The organism is Apibacter raozihei (genome assembly GCF_004014855.1).
Lineage (GTDB): Bacteria > Bacteroidota > Bacteroidia > Flavobacteriales > Weeksellaceae > Apibacter > Apibacter raozihei.
The window spans coordinates 859,350-879,984 of record NZ_CP034930.1 but is presented as its reverse complement, the minus strand read 5'-3'; the positions used below and the strand labels follow the sequence as shown (position 1 = coordinate 879,984).

25 protein-coding genes are annotated in these 20,635 nt (G+C 30.0%); 19 read left to right on the top strand and 6 right to left on the bottom strand.

Features of this window, described 5'->3' with window-relative positions; all coding sequences use genetic code 11:
* The 5 genes from EOV51_RS04025 to EOV51_RS04005 form a co-directional block, all read right to left on the bottom strand.
* On the bottom strand, positions 1-486 hold the full coding sequence (locus EOV51_RS04025) for a thioredoxin family protein (RefSeq protein WP_128150099.1): 486 nt from the start codon (positions 484-486) through the stop codon (positions 1-3).
* On the bottom strand, positions 483-866 hold the full coding sequence (locus EOV51_RS04020) for a DUF4296 domain-containing protein (RefSeq protein WP_128150097.1): 384 nt from the start codon (positions 864-866) through the stop codon (positions 483-485). Before EOV51_RS04020 ends, EOV51_RS04025 begins: the two co-directional genes overlap by 4 nt.
* Positions 863-1,585, bottom strand: coding sequence for a polyprenol monophosphomannose synthase (locus EOV51_RS04015; protein WP_128150095.1), 723 nt, complete (start codon positions 1,583-1,585; stop codon positions 863-865). The genes EOV51_RS04020 and EOV51_RS04015 overlap by 4 nt, the downstream gene beginning before the upstream one ends.
* Before the next feature lie 381 nt (positions 1,586-1,966).
* On the bottom strand, positions 1,967-2,242 hold the full coding sequence (locus EOV51_RS04010; RefSeq protein WP_128150093.1) for a barstar family protein: 276 nt from the start codon (positions 2,240-2,242) through the stop codon (positions 1,967-1,969).
* The gene (locus EOV51_RS04005) at positions 2,239-2,685 is read right to left on the bottom strand and encodes a ribonuclease domain-containing protein (RefSeq protein WP_128150091.1); all 447 of its coding nucleotides are present in this window, start codon (positions 2,683-2,685) and stop codon (positions 2,239-2,241) included. The genes EOV51_RS04010 and EOV51_RS04005 overlap by 4 nt, the downstream gene beginning before the upstream one ends.
* Positions 2,686-2,766: 81 nt before the next feature.
* Between EOV51_RS04005 and EOV51_RS04000 the strand changes: the two genes are divergently transcribed.
* On the top strand, positions 2,767-3,558 hold the full coding sequence (locus EOV51_RS04000; RefSeq protein ID WP_128150089.1) for a TrmH family RNA methyltransferase: 792 nt from the start codon (positions 2,767-2,769) through the stop codon (positions 3,556-3,558).
* 214 nt (positions 3,559-3,772) lie between these two features.
* Positions 3,773-4,099 (top strand): YegP family protein, encoded by a 327-nt coding sequence (locus EOV51_RS03995; RefSeq protein ID WP_128150087.1) that lies wholly within the window; start codon positions 3,773-3,775, stop codon positions 4,097-4,099.
* Between the two features lie 103 nt (positions 4,100-4,202).
* Here the strand turns inward: EOV51_RS03995 and EOV51_RS03990 are convergent, their stop codons facing one another.
* Positions 4,203-5,387 carry a pyridoxal phosphate-dependent aminotransferase gene (locus EOV51_RS03990; protein WP_128150085.1) on the bottom strand — a complete coding sequence of 395 codons (1,185 nt, stop codon included), beginning with the start codon at positions 5,385-5,387 and terminating at the stop codon, positions 4,203-4,205.
* Between the two features lie 167 nt (positions 5,388-5,554).
* Between EOV51_RS03990 and rlmD the strand changes: the two genes are divergently transcribed.
* From rlmD to EOV51_RS03905, 17 genes are all read left to right on the top strand, one after another.
* Positions 5,555-6,961 carry a 23S rRNA (uracil(1939)-C(5))-methyltransferase RlmD gene (gene rlmD, locus EOV51_RS03985; protein ID WP_128150083.1) on the top strand — a complete coding sequence of 469 codons (1,407 nt, stop codon included), beginning with the start codon at positions 5,555-5,557 and terminating at the stop codon, positions 6,959-6,961.
* Position 6,962: 1 nt separating this feature from the next.
* Positions 6,963-7,445: a DUF6452 family protein gene (locus EOV51_RS03980; protein ID WP_128150081.1), complete on the top strand. Its 483-nt coding sequence runs from the start codon at positions 6,963-6,965 to the stop codon at positions 7,443-7,445.
* On the top strand, positions 7,414-8,091 hold the full coding sequence (locus EOV51_RS03975) for a DUF6048 family protein (protein WP_128150079.1): 678 nt from the start codon (positions 7,414-7,416) through the stop codon (positions 8,089-8,091). The genes EOV51_RS03980 and EOV51_RS03975 overlap by 32 nt, the downstream gene beginning before the upstream one ends.
* 55 nt (positions 8,092-8,146) lie before the next feature.
* Positions 8,147-9,454, top strand: a complete 1,308-nt coding sequence (locus EOV51_RS03970; RefSeq protein WP_128150077.1) for a UDP-glucose dehydrogenase family protein — start codon at positions 8,147-8,149, stop codon at positions 9,452-9,454.
* A gap of 8 nt (positions 9,455-9,462) precedes the next feature.
* Positions 9,463-10,509: a dTDP-glucose 4,6-dehydratase gene (gene rfbB / locus EOV51_RS03965; protein WP_128150075.1), complete on the top strand. Its 1,047-nt coding sequence runs from the start codon at positions 9,463-9,465 to the stop codon at positions 10,507-10,509.
* Between the two features lie 11 nt (positions 10,510-10,520).
* Positions 10,521-11,045, top strand: coding sequence for a hypothetical protein (locus tag EOV51_RS03960; RefSeq protein ID WP_128150073.1), 525 nt, complete (start codon positions 10,521-10,523; stop codon positions 11,043-11,045).
* Position 11,046: 1 nt separating this feature from the next.
* Positions 11,047-11,916: a glucose-1-phosphate thymidylyltransferase RfbA gene (gene rfbA, locus EOV51_RS03955; RefSeq protein WP_128150071.1), complete on the top strand. Its 870-nt coding sequence runs from the start codon at positions 11,047-11,049 to the stop codon at positions 11,914-11,916.
* A 6-nt stretch (positions 11,917-11,922) separates the two neighbouring features.
* Positions 11,923-12,789 (top strand): ABC transporter permease, encoded by an 867-nt coding sequence (locus tag EOV51_RS03950; RefSeq protein ID WP_128150069.1) that lies wholly within the window; start codon positions 11,923-11,925, stop codon positions 12,787-12,789.
* Between the two features lie 20 nt (positions 12,790-12,809).
* Entirely contained in the window at positions 12,810-14,081 is a 1,272-nt protein-coding gene (locus EOV51_RS03945) for an ABC transporter ATP-binding protein (protein ID WP_128150067.1), read from the top strand.
* 202 nt (positions 14,082-14,283) lie between these two features.
* Entirely contained in the window at positions 14,284-15,378 is a 1,095-nt protein-coding gene (locus tag EOV51_RS03940; protein ID WP_228427717.1) for a CDP-glycerol glycerophosphotransferase family protein, read from the top strand.
* Positions 15,375-15,764, top strand: coding sequence for a glycerol-3-phosphate cytidylyltransferase (gene tagD, locus EOV51_RS03935; RefSeq protein WP_128150063.1), 390 nt, complete (start codon positions 15,375-15,377; stop codon positions 15,762-15,764). The genes EOV51_RS03940 and tagD overlap by 4 nt, the downstream gene beginning before the upstream one ends.
* Positions 15,757-16,164, top strand: coding sequence for a sugar 3,4-ketoisomerase (locus EOV51_RS03930; protein ID WP_128150061.1), 408 nt, complete (start codon positions 15,757-15,759; stop codon positions 16,162-16,164). Before tagD ends, EOV51_RS03930 begins: the two co-directional genes overlap by 8 nt.
* Positions 16,157-16,639, top strand: coding sequence for an acyltransferase (locus tag EOV51_RS03925; RefSeq protein ID WP_128150059.1), 483 nt, complete (start codon positions 16,157-16,159; stop codon positions 16,637-16,639). Before EOV51_RS03930 ends, EOV51_RS03925 begins: the two co-directional genes overlap by 8 nt.
* 146 nt (positions 16,640-16,785) lie before the next feature.
* Positions 16,786-17,766: a 3-oxoacyl-ACP synthase III family protein gene (locus tag EOV51_RS03920; RefSeq protein ID WP_228427716.1), complete on the top strand. Its 981-nt coding sequence runs from the start codon at positions 16,786-16,788 to the stop codon at positions 17,764-17,766.
* A gap of 4 nt (positions 17,767-17,770) precedes the next feature.
* Complete coding sequence (locus EOV51_RS03915) at positions 17,771-18,877, top strand: DegT/DnrJ/EryC1/StrS family aminotransferase (protein WP_181951008.1); 1,107 nt, start codon at positions 17,771-17,773, stop codon at positions 18,875-18,877.
* A 1-nt stretch (position 18,878) separates the two neighbouring features.
* A complete protein-coding gene (locus EOV51_RS03910; RefSeq protein ID WP_128150055.1) occupies positions 18,879-19,778 on the top strand; it encodes a glycosyltransferase family 2 protein in 900 nt (299 codons plus the stop codon).
* A complete protein-coding gene (locus EOV51_RS03905) occupies positions 19,775-20,632 on the top strand; it encodes a glycosyltransferase family 2 protein (protein ID WP_128150053.1) in 858 nt (285 codons plus the stop codon). Before EOV51_RS03910 ends, EOV51_RS03905 begins: the two co-directional genes overlap by 4 nt.
* Positions 20,633-20,635 lie beyond the last annotated feature (3 nt).

The window sequence follows — 20,635 nt, the reverse complement described above, 5'->3', positions numbered from 1 at the left end:
TTATTTTTGATAAGTTTTAGAATCAAGCATTATAGGAGACCATTGTTCTAAAAAATTTTTAACACGCTCTATGTTATATCCATTTTCTCCATTTTCTAAATAATCCGATTGTTGCGTATGTATTTTTACTCCGTTCTGATTAAGTATTACAAATACAGGAAATCCAAACCTTTGCGGAAATTCATATTTAGTCAACAATTCTTCATTTTTATTTTCTTTTGAATAATTAAGATTATACACTAAAAAATTTTTGTTTATGATATTTTGAATTTCCGGAGTCTCTTTAATAAGTTGGTGGAATCTTAAACACCATTGGCACCAGTTTCCGCCTATTTGTATAAGTACAAATTTATTTTCTTTTTGAGCCACAGACAATAGCGAGTCAATTTTTTGCTCAGCATTTTCCAAAGGACTGTATAATTTTTTAACTTGAGAATGTACCAGCTGAGAAATTATAAATAAAAGGATAATACAAATTTTTTTCATTTTTTCATTTTTTTGTCTTCGCTTTCAGCCTTTTCTTCAGCATTTAAAATGTCTAATTGTTTTGAAGGTAATTTATTTTTTAAATTTTTTATGACTCGGTCATATATGTGTTGCATATCTTCAATATTGGAATAGTAGTAACTGAAACTTTGTTGGAAAGTTTCTTTTGATATTTTATATTTTTTAAAAATAGCAATATAAGTATCAGAAGCTATTTCATCATTTAATGGAAGCTCCGCAGGGGTTTGTTTATAAAGGTAAATATCCGTCATTATATCAACCATTTCCTCCTTAGATAATAGATCTTCAGGTTTATCCAATGCATGCTGGCAAGAGGATAAAACGCACAAAAAAAATAAAGTGATTAATATCTGTTTCATAATTTTCCTGTTAAAGCCATTATTTTCATCTTTATCACTCCAAAAACTGCTTCGCTAATAATTGCACCGCTCATTTTAGATTCTCCTTTAGTTCTATCAGTAAAAATAATGGGTACTTCTACAATTTTAAATTTTTTGCAATAGGTTCTGAATTTCATTTCGATTTGAAACCCGTATCCAACCAATTTCACCTTATCTAAAGGTAAAGATTCTAATACCTTTCTCGTAAAACAAACAAATCCAGCGGTTGAATCATGTATCGGGAGACCTGTTACCATTCGTACATACTTTGATGCAAAAAAAGAAAGTAAAACCCGATTCATGGGCCAGTTGACTACATTTACACCTTGAGAGTATCTGGAGCCTACAGCCATATCAGCACCATTTAAACAAGCCTCATATAAACGGGGTATATCTTCAGGGTTATGAGAAAAGTCTGCATCCATTTCAAAGATATAATCGTATCCTTTTGATAACGCCCATTTAAATCCGTGAATATACGCACGGCCTAATCCGTCTTTTGCTTTTCTTTCCTCCAGAAATAGTTGTTCCGGATATTGGGATTGTAGTTTTTTTACTATAGCTCCGGTACCGTCCGGAGAAGAATCATCAACTACTAAAACATGAAATGTGTTTTCAAGGTTTAGAACTTTTAAAATAATATCCTGAATATTTTCTTTTTCGTTGTAAGTAGGTATGATGACTAATTTGTTTGTCATTATTTATATTAATATATTATTTTAAAAATTAATTTTTGTGTGCGGATTAACCATCAATGTAACCATTATACAAATAGTTTCAATTGTTAGTAACATAAATAAAGAAGAAGTTAATATGTATTTTGAATAGTTATAGTTCATTACTGATAAGCTTCTAAAACGTCTGAAAAATGAGGTTAGTATACTTTCAAACAAAAAATTAAACGTACTCTTTAAATGAGAACAGGAATGAATTTCAACAAATGAGTCTTTTGTCCTAATACATATTTTTGAACCGGCTATTTTCATATAATTGACTAATAGCCATACGAATTGTTGAAAAAACAAACTTCTCATTATTCATTTATATAAACAAAAGTACAAATTTATACACAGAGATTTTTACTTATCTATAAAATATGAAAATTCCAGTAACCCGTCTGTTTCCTCTTCAGCATCTTCGAAAAGAGATATCAGTTTTTGGAATTTGTCTAAAGACGTTAGATTGAGATTATGAAATTCAATTTTTACAGGTAATTCAATCATTCCGGTTAAAGCATCCCATAAGCCGTCTCGATTATTAACGAAATCGGAATTTATCTCGAATTTATTTCTAAATTGGGAGTAAAAATCAGTAGATTTTCTGATAGTATTAAAGTCAAAATTGATTGTTTTCATTTTTTTTCAAATGTTTTATAGTGATCATGAGTTATGAAAATTAATCCATCAGATGAAAATATAACCCGTTCAGCTCCTCTTTGGTTGCATTGATAATTAATGTCAGCTTCAAACCAAATTCTTCCTTTTTTTAAAGGAAGTTTATTTTCTCTATTAGTAAATAGATCTCCGCCAATAATTTTGCCTGGCAGAATTTTACACAGGTTTCCCTGTTCAGGTTTCCAACCTGATTTTCTGGCCTCTTTCTTTGTTATATAATATGCTGGTAAAGAATGATGTAAACGAATATAAGGAATTACAACATTTTCAGAGCTTAATTCTTGTACATTAAATTGCTGTATATTAACATGTTGTTTGGCATTTTTATAGCTGAATATAATGCCGATAATGATTAATAAACCAAAAAGAATTGTATAAATTAGGGTTTGTTTTTTTAATAACATTTGTTAAAAAGATAAAAATAAGAAGTAAAATTATCAAAAAATCAGTAAGTTTCTTATTTTTGGACAAATTTATTGTACATCATGAATATTGAAAGCGATAAAAATCCAAAGATCAAAAACTTAGTCAAACTACTTGAAAAGAGCAGGGAAAGAAAGTCTCAGCGGAAATTTATAGTAGAAGGCAGGCAGGAAAATTTTTTTGCTTTAGAAAATAATTTTCAACCTTTAGAATTTTATATTCAGCCGGAAATATTTAAAAGTTCATTAAAATTGCCTCAGTCAGTACCTTTGTATGAAGTATCAGCTACAGTATATAATAAATTAGCATATCGTAAGATTACCGAAGGAATAATTGGAGTTTTTGAGTATGAAGTAAAAAAGCTTCCTGAAATATCTATGTCCGAAACACCGTTTATCTTAGTTATAGAATCAATTGAAAAGCCGGGTAATTTAGGAGCTATATGCAGAACTGCCGATGCTTTTGGAGCAGATATGGTAATCGTATGTGAAGAAAAAACAGATATTTATAATCCTAATGTCATACGCTCATCTGTTGGAAGCTTTTTCAATGTGCCTGTAATATCGGCAACAAATGAAGAAGTTTACACATTTCTTACTAATAAATCAATAAACCTCTACGGAACCTTTATGAATGAGCAATCGATTAGTGTTCAGAATGCGGATTTGGTTTCTTCCTGTGCTATACTATTTGGTACTGAGCATCAGGGAGTTTCGGATTATTGGAGAGAAAGAATTGATAAAAATGTTTTAATTCCTATGAAAGGGAAGATAGATTCCTTGAATGTAAGCAACGCAGTAGCTATTATAAGTTATGAGGTAGAACGGCAAAGAATTGCTCCAGAAAAGGCATAAAGGGGATTTTTTAAAGTGTTTTTACTTATTATGTCATAAAAATATATTACTTTTGTCCTTTATTTATAGTGATACAGGTGGTTGAAAAAAATAATTAGACAAAGAAAAAGTCCATTAATTTTGTTTTTGTTAATGTAAAGTTCAAAATACAAAATATAATGTAAAAAAATAACACTAAATGACTTAATAAAGTAACACTAAAAATTTGTACACTATGTTTGAAATTTTTAAAGACAAATCAGGGGCTTTTCGTTTTAGACTTAAAGCCAAAAATGGACAGATTATCCTTGCTAGCGAAGGATATACTCAAAAAACGAACTGTCAGAAAGGAGTAAGCTCTGTGAAAAGAAATTCTAAAAATGAAGATCGTTTCGAATTGAAACAGAGTTCTAACAAAAAATGGTTCTTTAATTTAAAGGCAGGTAACGGCCAGATAGTAGGAACCAGCGAACTTTATGACAATGAAGCAAGTGCTAAAAATGGTGTTAAATCAGTGATGAACAATGCACCAACGGCAGAAACAGTTGATTTATCAAAATAATTAATTGTGTAAGCCTAAATTTTTAGGTTTTTGAGTATTTACAAAAAAAGTAACTGTGAAGATTAATCTTCACAGTTTTTTATTTTAATAAACTAAAATTTGTTTATTCTAAAACAGATTTAATTCTACGAACAGCCTCTTTCAGATCCTCTTCAGAAGCAGCGTAAGAAAGACGGATGCAATTTTTGTCACCGAAAGATACTCCGCCAACAGTTGCAACATGAGCTTTTTCTAAAAGCATAAGAGAAAAATCATCTGAATCCTTAATTTCGTGTCCTTGAATAGTTTTTCCAAAAAATGAAGATATATCCGGGAAGAAATAAAATGCACCAGCAGGCTTATTAACTTTAACTCCAGGAATTTCCTGTAGTAGATTAAAAACTAAGTCTCTTCTGTTCTTAAAGCCATCAATCATATAATTGATTACTGAAGGATCTGCTTCCACAGCTGTGATAGATGCCATTTGAGCGATACAGTTAGCACCGGAAGTCATTTGACCCTGTATCTTGTCACAAGCATCTGTGAGCCAGGCCGGAGCGCCCATATAGCCGATTCTCCACCCGGTCATTGAATATGATTTGGATACTCCGTTAATGGTGGCTGTTTGTTCAAAAACTTCAGGGAACTGAGCAATACTTTCGTGTTTTCCTTCGTAATTTATGTATTCATAAATTTCATCTGAGATGATAATAATGTTTGGGTGTTTTGCTAATACTTTAGCCAAGGCATGTAATTCATCTTTAGTATAAACAGTTCCGGATGGGTTACATGGTGAGCTGAATAAGAAAGCTTTGGTTTTTGGAGTAATAGCTTTTTCTAACTGTTCAGGAGTTATTTTAAAATCTGTATCAATGGTAGTGTCAACTACCACGTTTTCTCCTCCGGCAAGTTTAACCATCTCGAAATAGCTAACCCAGTATGGTGCAGGAACAATTACCTCATCTCCATCATTTACGATGGATAATAAAACATTGATGATTGATTGTTTTCCTCCATTGGAAACAATAATTTGATTCGGTTTGTAATCCAAATTGTTATCGCGTTTGAACTTATCAGAGATAGCCTTTCTTAACTCAGCATATCCGGGTACAGGTGTATATGACTTTACACCATCATTAATAGCCTTTATAGCAGATTCCCTTACAAATTCAGGGATATCATAATCAGGTTCACCTAAGGTAAGACTAATGACATTAACTCCTTGAGCTTTTAATTCTCTTGCTTTGTTCGACATTACAAAAGTTTGAGAATAACTGAGACGATTAATACGATCTGATAATAGATTCATTGTTGCGATTATTTTTTTAATACTCAAAATTACAGCATTTTTTCGAAAAATTAATAGTTTTTTATGAGATTAAGAAAATTATTTAATCTATTCATTATCAAGACAAGTTAAGTGTTTTAAGGAATATATTTTTTATGTACTTTTGTAAACTTATTTAATTATTAGGTTTGAGGAGAAAAAGAAATATTCAAATAGATAATCTAGAGCTGGTTACGGCTGGTGCAAAAGGTGTGGCTATAGGCCGGACAGAAGAAGGGAAAACAGTATTAGTTTCCAATGCAGTTCCTGGTGATATAGTTAACGTACAGGTAGTTAAATCGAAAAAAAATTATTTTGAAGCAAAAATAGTAAGTTTTTTAAAGTATTCTGATGACCGAGTAGAGCCAAAATGTATGCATTTTGGAGTTTGTGGAGGTTGTAAATGGCAAAATCTCTCGTACGATAAGCAATTAGAGTATAAAGAGAAAGAAGTATACGGTAATCTAACACGAATAGGGAAAATAGAAAATTTTTCTTACTTACCTATTTGTTCATCTAAAGAGCAGTATAACTATCGTAATAAGATGGAATTTTCTTTTTCAAATGCCCGATGGTTAACTCTTGAAGAAATACAGTCTGGTAATGAAATTCAGGAAAAAGATGCCTTAGGATTTCATATACCTCAACAATGGAGTAAAGTCCTTGATTTAAAAGAGTGTTTTTTACAGGCGGAACCTTCAAATACAATTCGTAATAAGGTTAAAAAATTTGCCTTGGAACAAGAAATGGAATTTTATGATATTAAAGAGCAGAAAGGTTTTTTACGCACATTGATGATACGCTCAAATTCTAAAAATGAGATTCTGATTTTAGTTCAATTTTTTAAAGAAATAAAGGAACAGAGAGAAGCAATTCTCTCATTTATAAAAGAAGAGTTTCCTGAGGTAAAAACAGTTATGTATGCTATTAATCCTAAAGGTAATGATAGTATTTACGATTTAGATGTTCAGATTTATTCCGGAGATGGATATATCACAGAAGAAATTGAAGGTTTAAAATTTAAAATTGGTCCTAAATCCTTTTTTCAAACAAATTATAATCAAGCAGTTAATCTTTATGAGATAACAAGAGATTTTGCAGAATTAAATGGGGATGAAATCGTTTACGATCTATATACAGGTACTGGAACTATTGCTCAGTTTGTTTCCAGAAAAGCAAAAAAAGTTATAGGAGTTGAAGCTGTACCTGAAGCTATTGAAGCGGCAAAAAAGAATGCAGAGTACAATGAGGTTACAAACTGTACATTTTATTGTGGAGATATGAAGGAGATTTTTACTGATGAATTTATCTCACAAAATGGAAGGCCGGATGTAATAATCACTGATCCTCCGAGAGATGGTATGCATAAAAATGTTGTAGAAACGATATTGAGAATAAGTCCGAGAAAATTAGTTTATGTTAGTTGTAATTCAGCAACACAGGCTAGAGATTTGGAACTAATGAGAGATAAATATGAAGTTATCAAAGTTCAGGCGGTAGATATGTTTCCACAGACGCATCACGTAGAAAGTGTTGCACTATTAAAATTGAAGTAAAATGTATATAAAAAGGCTAAATATTATAGGTTTCTGCCTATTATTTATAACTGTTATTAATGCTTGCGTGGATGATGATATATGCGACAAACCTGTTACACCTAGGTTAACAATTGGATTTATAAATTCATTAGGAAGTCGCTATACTGTAGATACGCTATATGTGGATGAAGTAAATTCAGGCGGAATAGTTACTAGAGGAAATAAGTTTGCAAGTATAGATAGTGTTAGATTACCGCTAAACAGTCAAGCAGAACAAACGGTTTTTTATTTTTATAATAGGAAAAATACTATTGACACAGATAAAGATATTATTACTGTAAAATACAACACAAGCCAAAAGTTTATATCAAAAGCATGTGGCTATAAAGTCATATTTGACAATGTCAGCTATGATTTGTCAAGAGCTGTTAATATGAAAGGAATAACTCCAAACACTTCACAAATTCATAATGAATCGAAAAACTTATTTGTTACTTATTAGCTTGTTTCTAGGAGTTTTCTCTTATTCACAACAACCAACAATAGACTCAACCTTTATTAGTCCGAAGCAACGTCAAATGTTTGTAGGAGTAGATTTGTTTAATCCAATAGCTAGTTTTTTTTCAGATAAAAAAAACATTAGCGGATATATTTCCTACAAAATAAAAAATAGATGGGTAGCGGTTGGAGAACTAGGTTACGAAAAAAATATTTATAAATATAATGACTGGGACGTTTCAGCTAAAGGTGTTTTTGCGGAATTTGGAGTTAATTATATACTTACAAATAATTATGAAAATACCGGAGAAGGCTTTTTCATAGGAGCAAGACTCGCTTTTTCTCCCTATAAACAAACAATTAACCAATATCCTGTTAAAGGAGTAAATTCAGATGGTCAGACCCAAATAATTAGTTCATCTTCCTTACCTGAGAAAAATGTAAGTTCAGGGTGGTTTGAAGGTTTAGTTGGTGCAAAAGTACAATTAGGTCAATCTCCTTTTTATTTGGATTTTATGATTCGGCCTAAGTTTCTTATTTTCTCTAAGAAACAGGAAGGTATTGATAATTTGGTTATTCCCGGCTATGGAAAAAATAAAGGAAATGCTAATATATCTTTATTCTGGGGAGTAAGCTATCGAATTTTTTAGATTTTAAATATTTGAAAATTAATAAATTAAATATATTTTTGTAAAATATTTTAATATGAATATTACAATTGTAGGTACAGGATATGTGGGATTAGTCTCAGGAACCTGTTTGGCAGATTTAGGGCATACGGTTCACTGTGTTGATGTTAATGAAGAAAAGGTTGAAATGATGAAGAAAGGTCGTGTGCCTATCTATGAACCGCAGCTTGAAGAAGTTTTCTTAAGAAATATACGAGGAGAGAGATTATTTTTCACCACAAATTTAAGTGAGGCAATAAAGGTTTCGAATGTGATCTTTTTAGCTCTTCCAACTCCTCCGGGAGAAGATGGCTCTGCGGATTTATCTTATGTGTTGGATGTAGCTGGCCAAATCGGAGAATTGATTACAGAATACACAATAGTTGTAAATAAGAGTACTGTTCCTGTAGGAACTTCTGAAAAAGTTAAAAGTATAATGAAGTCTAAAACCAGCATTCCTTTTGACGTTGTATCAAACCCTGAATTTTTGAGAGAAGGATATGCAGTGGAAGATTTTATGAATCCGGAAAGAGTAATTGTGGGTTCAAGTTCTCAACGAGCATTTGAGGTAATGGATCGTATATATTTGCCATTAACAAACATTGGTGTTAAGTTAATTCAAATGGATGAAAAATCTTCAGAGTTAACCAAATATGCTTCCAATTCTTTTCTTGCGACTAAGATCACTTTTATGAACGAAATAGCTAATTATTGTGAGAAAGTAGGAGCAGATGTTGATAAAGTCAGAATGGGAATGGGCTCTGATGAACGAATAGGAAATCGTTTTTTATTTCCAGGGATTGGCTATGGAGGAAGTTGCTTTCCTAAAGATGTTAAGGCCTTAATTAAAAGTGGTAAAGAAGTAGGATATAATTTTAAGATTTTAGAATCAGTTGAAGAAATAAATATAAAGCAAAAAACTATCTTAGTACCTGAAATCGAAAAATATTTAGGAAATTTAAATGGGGCTAAAATTGCAATCTGGGGCTTAGCATTTAAAGATAACACCGATGATATAAGAGAGGCATCTTCATTGGAAATAATAGAAAAACTGTTGGGTAAAGGAGCTAATGTAATTGCGTATGATTCTATAGCAATGGAAAATGTGAAAAAAGTGTTGGGAAATAAGATTTCTTATGCAAAAAACATGTATGAATGTGTAGAAGATGCCGAAGCATTGGTAGTAGTAACCGAATGGGGAGAGTTTAAAAATCCACATTTTGATATTTTAACAAAAAAAATGAAAAACAAAGCTATTTTCGACGGTAGGAACCTATACAATCTGGAAGAATTGGCATCACATGGTTTTTATTATAAAAGTATAGGCAGAAAATTAATTAAATAGTAGAAAAAATGAAAAAAATTATAATAACAGGAGGGGCAGGATTTATAGGGTCACATGTAGTTAGAAGGTTTGTAAATCAATATCCTGAATATCAGATTTTGAATTTGGATTCTTTATCCTATGCTGGGAATTTAGAAAATTTAAAAGATATTGAAGATTGTCAAAATTATTCATTTGTTAAAGCAGATATTACAGATGAGCAACAAATCAGTAAAATATTTTCTGAATTTCAACCTGACGGAATTATACATTTAGCTGCTGAATCTCATGTAGATCGATCTATAACTTCACCGTTGGAATTTGTTAAAACGAATATCATAGGAACTGTTAATTTGCTTCATGCAGCCAAAGAATGCTGGAAAAATTCCTTTGAAGGAAAAAGGTTTCACCACATTTCAACAGACGAAGTATTTGGGGCTTTAGGTAATGAAGGTTTTTTTACTGAAGAAACTAAGTATGATCCGCATTCCCCTTATTCTGCATCCAAGGCATCATCAGATCATTTTGTAAGAGCATATTCAGACACCTATGGTTTACCTATCGTTATTACCAATTGCTCTAATAATTATGGACCTAACCATTTTCCTGAAAAATTAATTCCTTTAATGATTCATAACATTATAAATAAAAAGCCTTTACCGGTTTATGGAGATGGAAATTATACTAGAGATTGGCTATATGTTATAGATCATGCAATAGCTATTGATTTAGTTTTTCATCAAGGTAAAAACCAAGAAAATTATAATGTTGGAGGGTTCAACGAGTGGAAAAACATTGATTTGGTTTATTTATTATGTAATTTAATGGATGAAAAATTAGGGCGGAAAAACGGAGAGAGCGCTGAATTAATAACGTTTGTAAAAGATCGCCCGGGGCATGATTTACGTTATGCCATAGATGCTACAAAAATTAATAAGGAATTAGGCTGGAAGCCTAGTGTCACTTTTGAAGAAGGTCTGGATAAGACCGTTGAATGGTATTTAGCTAATAAAGACTGGTTAGAGAACGTGACCAGTGGGGCTTATCAAAAATATTATCAACAGCAATATCATTAATTTCAAAGGAGATGAAAAATATACAAATACTATTTTTTACAATAATATTCATTGCTTGTTCCTGTTCTCAAAAACAAGAGCAAATACCTGAAGAAAAAAAGTATGAAAAAGAAAATCTGGCTTTTACATTACCGATAGGATGGAGTGTAAAACAAGACAGTATTAATAATGAAGTAAGATATTTGGAGTTAGATAAAGTTGGGAATTATCAAATAGAAAATACGATAGGAATTACTATCTATAGAAAACCACTTTCTTTTGATTCAACAATGAATGATCAAATCAATAAGTTGAAATTTTATTATCAAAAAGTCAATTTTAAAGTAACCGAAGATAAAATCAAATCAAAATTAGCAGGGTTTGAAGTTTTAGTTAGTTCATATGTAGCAGATGATACTAAAAATGCAAAAGTATATGGAGATATATATATTTTTGAAGTTCAAAAAAACACAGTGATTGTTCAGGCCGTTGATTTAAAAAACAAATCGGACAGATCTGATTTTAATAAAATATTTAAAGGATTTATTATAAAATAATATGAAAGGAATTATATTGGCCGGAGGTTCGGGAACAAGATTATACCCATTAACTATTGCTGTTAGTAAACAGCTGATGCCTGTTTATGATAAACCCATGATTTATTATCCTTTGTCTGTTTTGCTTGATGCGGATATTACAGAAATATTAATAATAACCACCCCACATGATCAGGAAGGATTTAAGAAACTTTTAGGAGATGGTTCAGATTTAGGGTGTAAGCTTACTTATGAAATACAATATGAACCTAATGGCCTTGCTCAAGCATTTGTTATAGGAGAACAATTTATAGGGAAAGATTCTGTTGCATTAATATTAGGAGATAATATTTTTTATGGTTCTGGATTAGGGAAATTATTAAGAGAGAAAACCCAATTAAATGGAGCAGTGGTTTTTGCTTATCACGTAAACGATCCGGAACGATATGGCGTAGTTGAATTTGATGAAAATATGAAAGCAATTTCTATTGAAGAAAAGCCAGAAATACCTAAGTCAAACTATGCGGTTCCCGGATTATATTTTTATGATAACAAGGTAGTAAAAATTGCTAAAAATTTACAGCCCTCTAAAAGAGGAGAATATGAAATTACAGATGTCAATAAAGAATATCTTAAAACAGGTGATTTAGAAGTCGGAGTTTTAGATAGAGGGACGGCCTGGCTCGATACTGGAACTTTTGATTCTTTACATGATGCAACAGAATATATTCGGGTAATTGAGAAAAGACAGGGAATAAAAATAGGCTGTATTGAAGAAACCGCTTTTAAAAGAGGTTTCATATCAAGAGAAAAATTGCATGAAATTGCTGATAAGTATGGAAAAAGCGGATATGGTTCCTATCTAAAAAATATTACTTATCATAAACACTAAAAATTAATGGATAATACATTAAAAAATAACAAAGAAGAACAGGTTTGGACAGATGAGATATCTTCGAAACATTCTTTACTTGATTTAAATTTGAATGAAGTCTGGAGATATAGAGATTTAATATACATGCTTGTAAAAAAGGATTTTATAACTTCATTTAAGCAAACTATTTTAGGTCCCATTTGGTTTTTTGTTAACCCTATACTTACTACATTAATGTATATAATTATATTTGGTAGAGTAGCAGGGTTATCTACAGATGGAGCCCCAATGTTGGCATTTTATTTAGCAGGAGTAACATTATGGAATTATTTTTCATCTTGTTTAAACAGTACTTCAAATGTATTTGTGGGTAATGCAGTAGTATTTGGGAAGGTGTATTTTCCGAGATTAGTAATGCCAATTTCAATAGTATTGTCTAACTTGATGAGATTTTTTGTTCAATATATTCTTTTTATAGTCATAGTATTATATTACTATTTCGAAGGACAAATACAACCTAATCTTTGGATTTTATTTACGCCCTTTTTAATTTTGCTAATGGCTGCATTTGCTATGGGAGTTGGAATGATTTTTTCTTCTATGACTACCAAATATAAAGATTTGTCGATGCTCTTAGGTTTTGGTGTATCACTTTATATGTACCTCACTCCAGTCATAGTGCCTATATCTTCATTTCCGAAAAAATATAAATGGTTAATGGACATTAACCCTTTAACAGGTATATTTGAATGTTTTAAATACGGTTATTTAGGTGTTGGTGAATTTGATACTGGCATGTTATTATATTCTACTTTAGTAATTTTTATTATATTTTTTATAGGTATAATAGTTTTTAATAAAGTACAAAAAAGTTTTATGGATACGGTTTAAGCCTATTAAACAATTTTTATATGAGTAAATTATTAGCAATTAAAGCTGAAAATATATCTAAACAATATCGTCTGGGACAAGTAGGAACAGGAACCATTGTTCACGACTTAAACAGGTGGTGGGCTAGTTTGAAAGGAAAAGAAGATCCATATCTGAAAATTGGTGAAATAAACGATCGTACTCACAAAGGAGATACAGATTATGTTTGGTCATTAAAAAATATAAACTTTGAAATTGAAAAAGGAGAGGCCGTAGGAATTATAGGAAGAAATGGTGCAGGGAAATCAACCCTTTTAAAGCTTCTAAGCAAAGTTACCAAGCCCACTACAGGTAATTTTAAAATTAATGGACGTATAGCCTCATTATTAGAAGTAGGAACAGGATTTAATCCAGAAATGACTGGAAGGGAAAATATTTTTTTGAATGGAGCTATTTTAGGAATGACACGTCGTGAAATCAGACGTAAATTTGATGAAATAGTAGATTTTTCAGGATGTGAAAGATATATAGATACCCCTGTTAAAAGATACTCTTCCGGAATGTATGTACGGTTAGCATTTGCTGTTGCGGCATATTTAGAATCTGAAATATTAATTGTAGATGAAGTTTTGGCGGTAGGAGATGCAGAATTCCAAAAAAAATGTTTAGGTAAAATGGGGGATGTTTCAAAAGGTGAGGGAAGAACAGTACTTTTTGTTAGTCATAATATGGCAGCAGTAGAAAAACTATGCACAAGTGGCATTTTTCTTAAAAATGGAATGATTGATTTAATAGGTTCTACTAAACAGGTAGTTGAACATTATTTGAATACAGGAGTTAAAGATACTTTCGGCTCTAGAGAATGGAACGAAGAAGAAGCTCCTGGAAATCAAAATATAAAAATAGTAGGATTTGATATTAAAGGACATAAGAATGAATTATTAGATACAACTTCAGGATTTGACTTAAGTTTTGTTATAAGAAATTTTAAAAAAGAAACAACCGTAGGCTTTAATGCTAAAATACTTAATCAATATGATTCTGTAATGTTTACAATGGTTCAGCCCTTAGCACAAGGAGATTCTAAAGATGGTATATATAAAATAAATATATCTATTCCTTATCCTTTATTAAACCAAGGTTTTTACAAAATTAAAGTATGGTTTGGAGAAAAAGGTGTTCTTATAGCAGATTTTGATGAAAATTTATTTCAATTTGAAATTATTCCAAAAATCACAAAAAATAATGTCAATCCAGATCGGTTGCCAGGAGCTGTAATACCCGAAATAGAATATCACATTGACTTTCTTTAATATGGTAAAAAAAACGATAAAACATATAATCCAATTAGTCAAACGAATATTGGGTAATAATAAATATTTCAAACTTCAATTAGCTAGAATTAATTTTTTACATAGTCAATCGTTAAGAAAAATTAGAAAAAAGTATAGGAAAAATCAAAAAATTAATGTTTTATTTTTTTTAATTCACGAACCTGTTTGGAAATATAGCTTATTGTATAAATTATTTGAAAATGATGAAAGATTTGAGCCATTGATATTGGTTTGCCCATACGAATCTTATGGGAATGAAATCATGGTTGAGTATATGGACAAGGCATATGAAGGATTTAAATCAAAAGGATATCGTATAAAAAAAGCATTGAATAAAGATGGTACATGGATTAATGTTGAAAAGGAATTAAAACCAGATATAATATTTTTTACTAATCCACATAGGTTATCAAAACCTGAATATTTAATTGAGAATTATAAAAATTATTTAACTGGTTATGTTCCCTATAATTTTGGTAATTCACATATGTTAAATTTATTTCATGATCAGGATTTTCATAATCAGGTATGGAAAATATTTGCTGAAACAGATATTCATAAAAAGTACTCGGTAGATATAGCTAGAAATCGAGGAAAAAATGTCGTAGTTACAGGTTTTCCAGGAACAGATGACTTTTTGTTAGAGGATAAGAATATTGATAAGAGTATATTTTGGAAACATAAAAACACAAAAAAACTAATATGGGCTCCTCATCATACCATTGATGATGATAAAAATTTTATTAGCTTTTCCTCTTTTTTAGTTTATTATGATTATATATTTAAAATTTTAGACCAATATAAAGGAAAGTTAGAAATTGTTTTTAAACCTCACCCTTTGTTAAAAATAAAGCTGTATGAGCATGAAAAATGGGGAAAAGAAAGGACAGATCGTTACTATCAAAAATGGTCAGCTCATGCTTATGGAAATTTAAATGATAGCGATTATGTAGATTTGTTTAAAACATCAGATGCAATGATACATGATTCTGGTTCCTTTTTAATAGAATATTTATATACTAGCAAACCGGTGTTAAGAACGGATATAGACGATTCTATATGCAAAAGACTAAACACATTTGGCGTTATGGCTTATAGTGTACATTACTTAGCAAAAAATTATGATGAAATTGACTTGTTTATCAAACAAGTTTTAGATGGAGAAGATCCTAAAAAAGAAGAAAGAGAAATATTTAAAAAAAATTATCTTTTACCGCCAGGAAATAATTTAGCTTCTCATAATATTTATAATTATATTAAAGAACAAATAGAATGAAAAAAGTTATTACATATGGTACTTTTGATTTAATTCACAGAGGTCATATAAATATATTGAAAAGAGCCAAAGAATTAGGTGACTATCTTATAGTAGCGGTATCTTCAGATGAATTTAACGAACTAAAAGGAAAAAAAAGCTATTATACATTTGAAGAAAGAAAATATATACTAGAGTCAATTAAATATGTGGATCAGGTTATAAAAGAGGATAATTGGGAACAAAAAATCAGTGACGTTACTAAATATAATGCAGATGTATTTGTCATGGGAGATGATTGGAAAGATAAATTTGATTTTTTAAAAGAATATTGTGAAGTTGTATATTTAACAAGAACTGAAAATATTTCAACGACCAAAATAAAAAATGACTTAAAAAATGTATAAAACTCCTCAAATAATTGAGTTTAATAAAATTGGCTCATCTCAACTAGGTTTTATTACAGTAGCAGAAGCGCAAAAAAATGTACCTTTTAAAATTGAAAGAGTATACTGGACTTATTATATTCCGCAAGATATCATAAGAGGAGGTCATGCACATAAAAAATTACAACAAATTATTTTTGCTGTATCAGGTACTATTGAGTTCAATACAGAAGACATTGAAGGGAGAAAATTTGACTTTGTACTTGATTCCCCAAATAAAGGATTATATATTCCTAAGCTCATCTGGAGGGATATTAGATTTTCCCATAATGCAGTGCTTTTATGTTTAGCATCAGAACAATATAATGAACAAGATTATTTCAGAGACTATACAGAGTTTAAAAATTATAAAAATGATTAAAATTCATCCCACCGCTGAAGTGCAGACTGAAAATGTAGGAGAAGGCACCCAAATATGGCAATATTCTGTCATATTAAAACATGCAACAATAGGAGCGAATTGTAACATCAATTTTAATGTTTTTATTGAAAATGATGTGAAAATTGGTGACAATGTCACCATAAAGTCTGGAGTTCAACTATGGGATGGGATTGAAATAGATGATAATGTCTTTATAGGTCCAAATGTAACTTTCACCAATGATTTAATTCCTAGATCCAAAAGATACCCTGAAAAATTTATTAGAACTAAAATAGAAAAAGGAGCATCAATTGGTGCTAACTCTACCATAGTAGCAGGTAATAATATAGGAGCTTATAGTTTAATAGGAGCCGGAAGTGTTATTACCAAGGATGTACCTCCATATACAGTATGGTATGGGAATCCAGCTAAACAAAAAGGAGTAATTTCTAAAGAAGGAATTATAAAATATTAATAAACTTATATAATTGATAAAATAAAATAGTTAAATTTATAAAATCTGTATATTACTGTCTACATTATGAATATTTATTCTAAAAAAACAAATATAAAATTATTCAATGACTATTTGATTAATTTTAAAATTAATAAAATAATAATATGATGAAAGCATATATAAAACATATTTCATATTATTTACCTGAAAATAAATTTACAAACCAAGATATAGAGAATTTATTTCCTGAATGGAACAACGACAAAATAATTTCTAAAATTGGAGTTAAAAGTAGAAGAATTGCAGGTAAAGATCAGAAAGTTTCTGATATGGCAATAGAAGCAATTCAAAATCTTTGCTCAGAATTTCAGATCAATAAGTCAGAGATTGACTATTTAATTATTTGTACTCAGTCTCCCGATTATTTTTTACCTGCTACGGCTTGTATTGTACAAAATAAAGCTGGGTTACCGACTTCTTGTGGCGCAATAGATATTAATCAAGGATGTTCCGGATATATTTATGGCTTGACCTTAGCTAAAGGATTAATAATTTCTAAGGTTGCTAAAAATGTAGTTTTAGTTACATCTGAAATGTATTCCAAACATATACATCCTTTAGATAAAGGAAATAGAAGCATATTTGGTGATGCTGCTACAGCTACATTAATTTCAGATAATGGAGAATACGAAATCGGTGAATTTTCTTTAGGAGGTGACGGAAGTGGGTGTGAAAATTTGATGATTAAAAATGGAGGTATGCAAAATGATAAAACAGGTGATACTTCCTTTCCTAGCGATGATTATCTGTTTATGAACGGCCCAGAAATTTTTAAATTTACTGCAAAAGTAGTTCCGGACCTAATCTTTGGTACTTTGGCTAAAAACAACGAATCGTTAGATTCTGTTGATCAATTTTTGTTTCATCAGGCAAACACATATATGCTAAAATATTTGAAAAAATTAATTAAAATACCAGATAATAAATTCATTATTGATATGGAAGATTATGGAAATACTGTATCATCTACAATTCCTATTTCTTTAAAAAATTTAATAACTAATAATAATCACAAAGATAAAATTCTTATAGCAGGATTTGGTGTAGGCTATTCATGGGGGGCAGTATGTCTCTATAAAAGTTGAGATTATGATAAAATTTTTAGATCTGCAGAAAACCAATCTGCAATATCAAACTGAAATAGAAGAAAGACTAATGAAAGTTTTTCGTTCCGGATGGTATCTGTTAGGAGAAGAGGTAGCAAATTTCGAGGCTAATCTTAAAAGTTATATTAAAGTTGATGAGGCAATAGGAGTAGCTAATGGCTTAGACGCTTTAAGGCTTATATTAAAGGGATATAAAGAACTAGGCTTTATGAAAGATGGAGATGAAGTAATTGTACCTTCCAATACTTACATTGCGTCGGTGTTAGCTATCTCTGACAATAATTTAACTCCTGTATTTGTAGAACCGGATAATACTACATTTAATATTGACATTGAAAAAATAGAAGGAAAAATTACTTCTAAAACCAAAGCAATCATGATAGTCCATTTGTATGGACAAGTAGTGTATTCAGAGAAGTTAAAAGAAATAGCTACTAGGTATAATTTAAAAATTATTGAGGATAATGCACAGGCTATTGGGGCAGAGTGGAACCAAATAAAAACGGGAGCTTTAGGAGATGCTGCAGGATTTAGTTTTTATCCGGGTAAAAATTTAGGAGCATTAGGAGATGCAGGAGCTGTTACAACCAATGATAAAGATTTAGCAAAAACTATAAGAGCTTTGGCAAATTATGGATCAAATAAGAAGTATGTTAATCAATATATAGGCTTAAATAGTCGATTAGACGAAATACAGTCAGCCGTACTGGATGTCAAATTAAAATATATAGACAAGGATAATCAAAAAAGAAGAATAGTAGCAGCCCGCTATTTAAATGAAATAATAAACTCTGAGATAACGTTACCTCAGATTGAAAATTGCATTAATAATAAAAATCACGTTTGGCACCTTTTTGTCATTAAAACAAACAATAGGGATGAGCTTCAAAAATACCTTGAAGAAAAAAATATTCAGACTTTGATTCATTATCCAATACCTCCGCATAAACAACAAGCTTATCAAAAATATAATCACACAACTTATCCTATAGCAGAAAATCTGTGTAATGAAGTACTAAGCTTACCCATAAGCAGTGTTATTAATAGTGAAGAGGTTAATAAAATCATTGAATCTGTTAATAAATATTAGCATGAAAAAAGATCCTCTGATATCAGTAATTATCGTATGTTATAATCATTCGGACTATATTGAAGAGTGTTTGGGTAGTCTCTTAAATCAAACATATTCAAACTGGGAGTTGATAATAGCCGATGATTTTTCAAAGGATAACTCTACTCATGTTATCGAAAATTGGTTAAATCAACATAACGTTAAAGCTGAAAAAATTTTTCATACTAAAAATATAGGACTTTGTAATACATTGAACGAATGTATAAAATTATCTGTAGGAGAATACATTAAAATTATTGCTGCGGATGATTTTATGGATCCGAATTTATTTTTAAAACTATTAAACAAATTCAAAGAGCTTCCAGAAGAATACAAATTGGTTTACAGCAATGCTAGTTTTATAGATGAAAAAGGTAATATAGGAGGTAACTTATTGTTTAAAAATTTCGGGTTTGATAAGAATAGAATAAGAGATATTCTTTTTCAAAATAATATTGTCATAGCATTAACGACATTAGTAAAAAAAGAAGTTTATGAAAAAATTGGTACATATAACACTGAGTATTTTGTAGAAGATTATGAATTTCTATTACGATACTCTAAATATTATAAATTTGATTATGTTGATGAGGTATTAGGATATTACAGGCAGCATGCAAATAATCTTTCAAAAAATGAAAAAATGGATACCGAAATAGTTAGGATTAAGATTTATAATGATAAAAATGGTGACTACGCTCAGATTATATCCAAAAACATGGTAGAGTTATATAGAAGAAATTATGTAGATAGCACTCTTATCAAAGAGTATAAAAATTATAAAGGAAAGAAAAATATACTTTATTATTTTATGAAATTTAAAGTTCCATATCAAATCTATAATCTTAAAAATAAAATTTTGTATCGTAAAAGTCTATGACAAATAGTCCATTTATATCAATTATTGTCCCTTGCTATAATCAGGCAGAATATCTTGATGAATCCTTAAATTCAGTTTTAAATCAAACATTTAGTAATTGGGAATGCTTAATTGTTGATGATGGTTCACCAGATAATACTCAAGAAATAGCAAATTTATGGTGTCTGAAAGATGATAGATTTAAGTATTTAAAAAAACAAAATGGAGGTTTAAGTTCAGCCAGAAATTATGGAATTAAATTTGCACAAGGAGAGTGGGTATTGCCTTTGGATGCTGATGATAAAATTGCTGATAAATATCTTGAATTAGCTTATAACAAAATAAAACAAGATCAAGATATTTGCATAATATATTGTAAGGCTAAATTTTTTGGAACAAGAAATGATGATTATATTTTAGCTCAATATAGTTTTGTAAATCTTCTACTAGAAAATATGATTTTCTGTTCATCTTTTTTTAAAAAATCAGATTTTATAGAAGTTGGCGGATATGACATAAACATGAAGTTTGGATATGAAGATTGGGAATTTTGGATTAATTTATTAAAGAATAATAAAGGGATAGTTTTAAAACTTGATTATTTAGGTTTTTATTACAGAATGAAAGATGGAGGATCTATGATTCAGGATATTAACAAAGATGAATACAAAAAAAATTATAGTTTTAGATATATAATTAAAAAACACTCCGAATTGTATTTAAACAACGAAAAAATACCTAATATAATTCAGTTAAACTATGAAAATATTTTCTTAAAAGACAACAATTTAAAACTTCAAAAGAAAATTCAATTAATAGAAAATAATTTTCTGTATAAAATATTACATCGAATTTATAAATTTATTAGTGGATAAGAG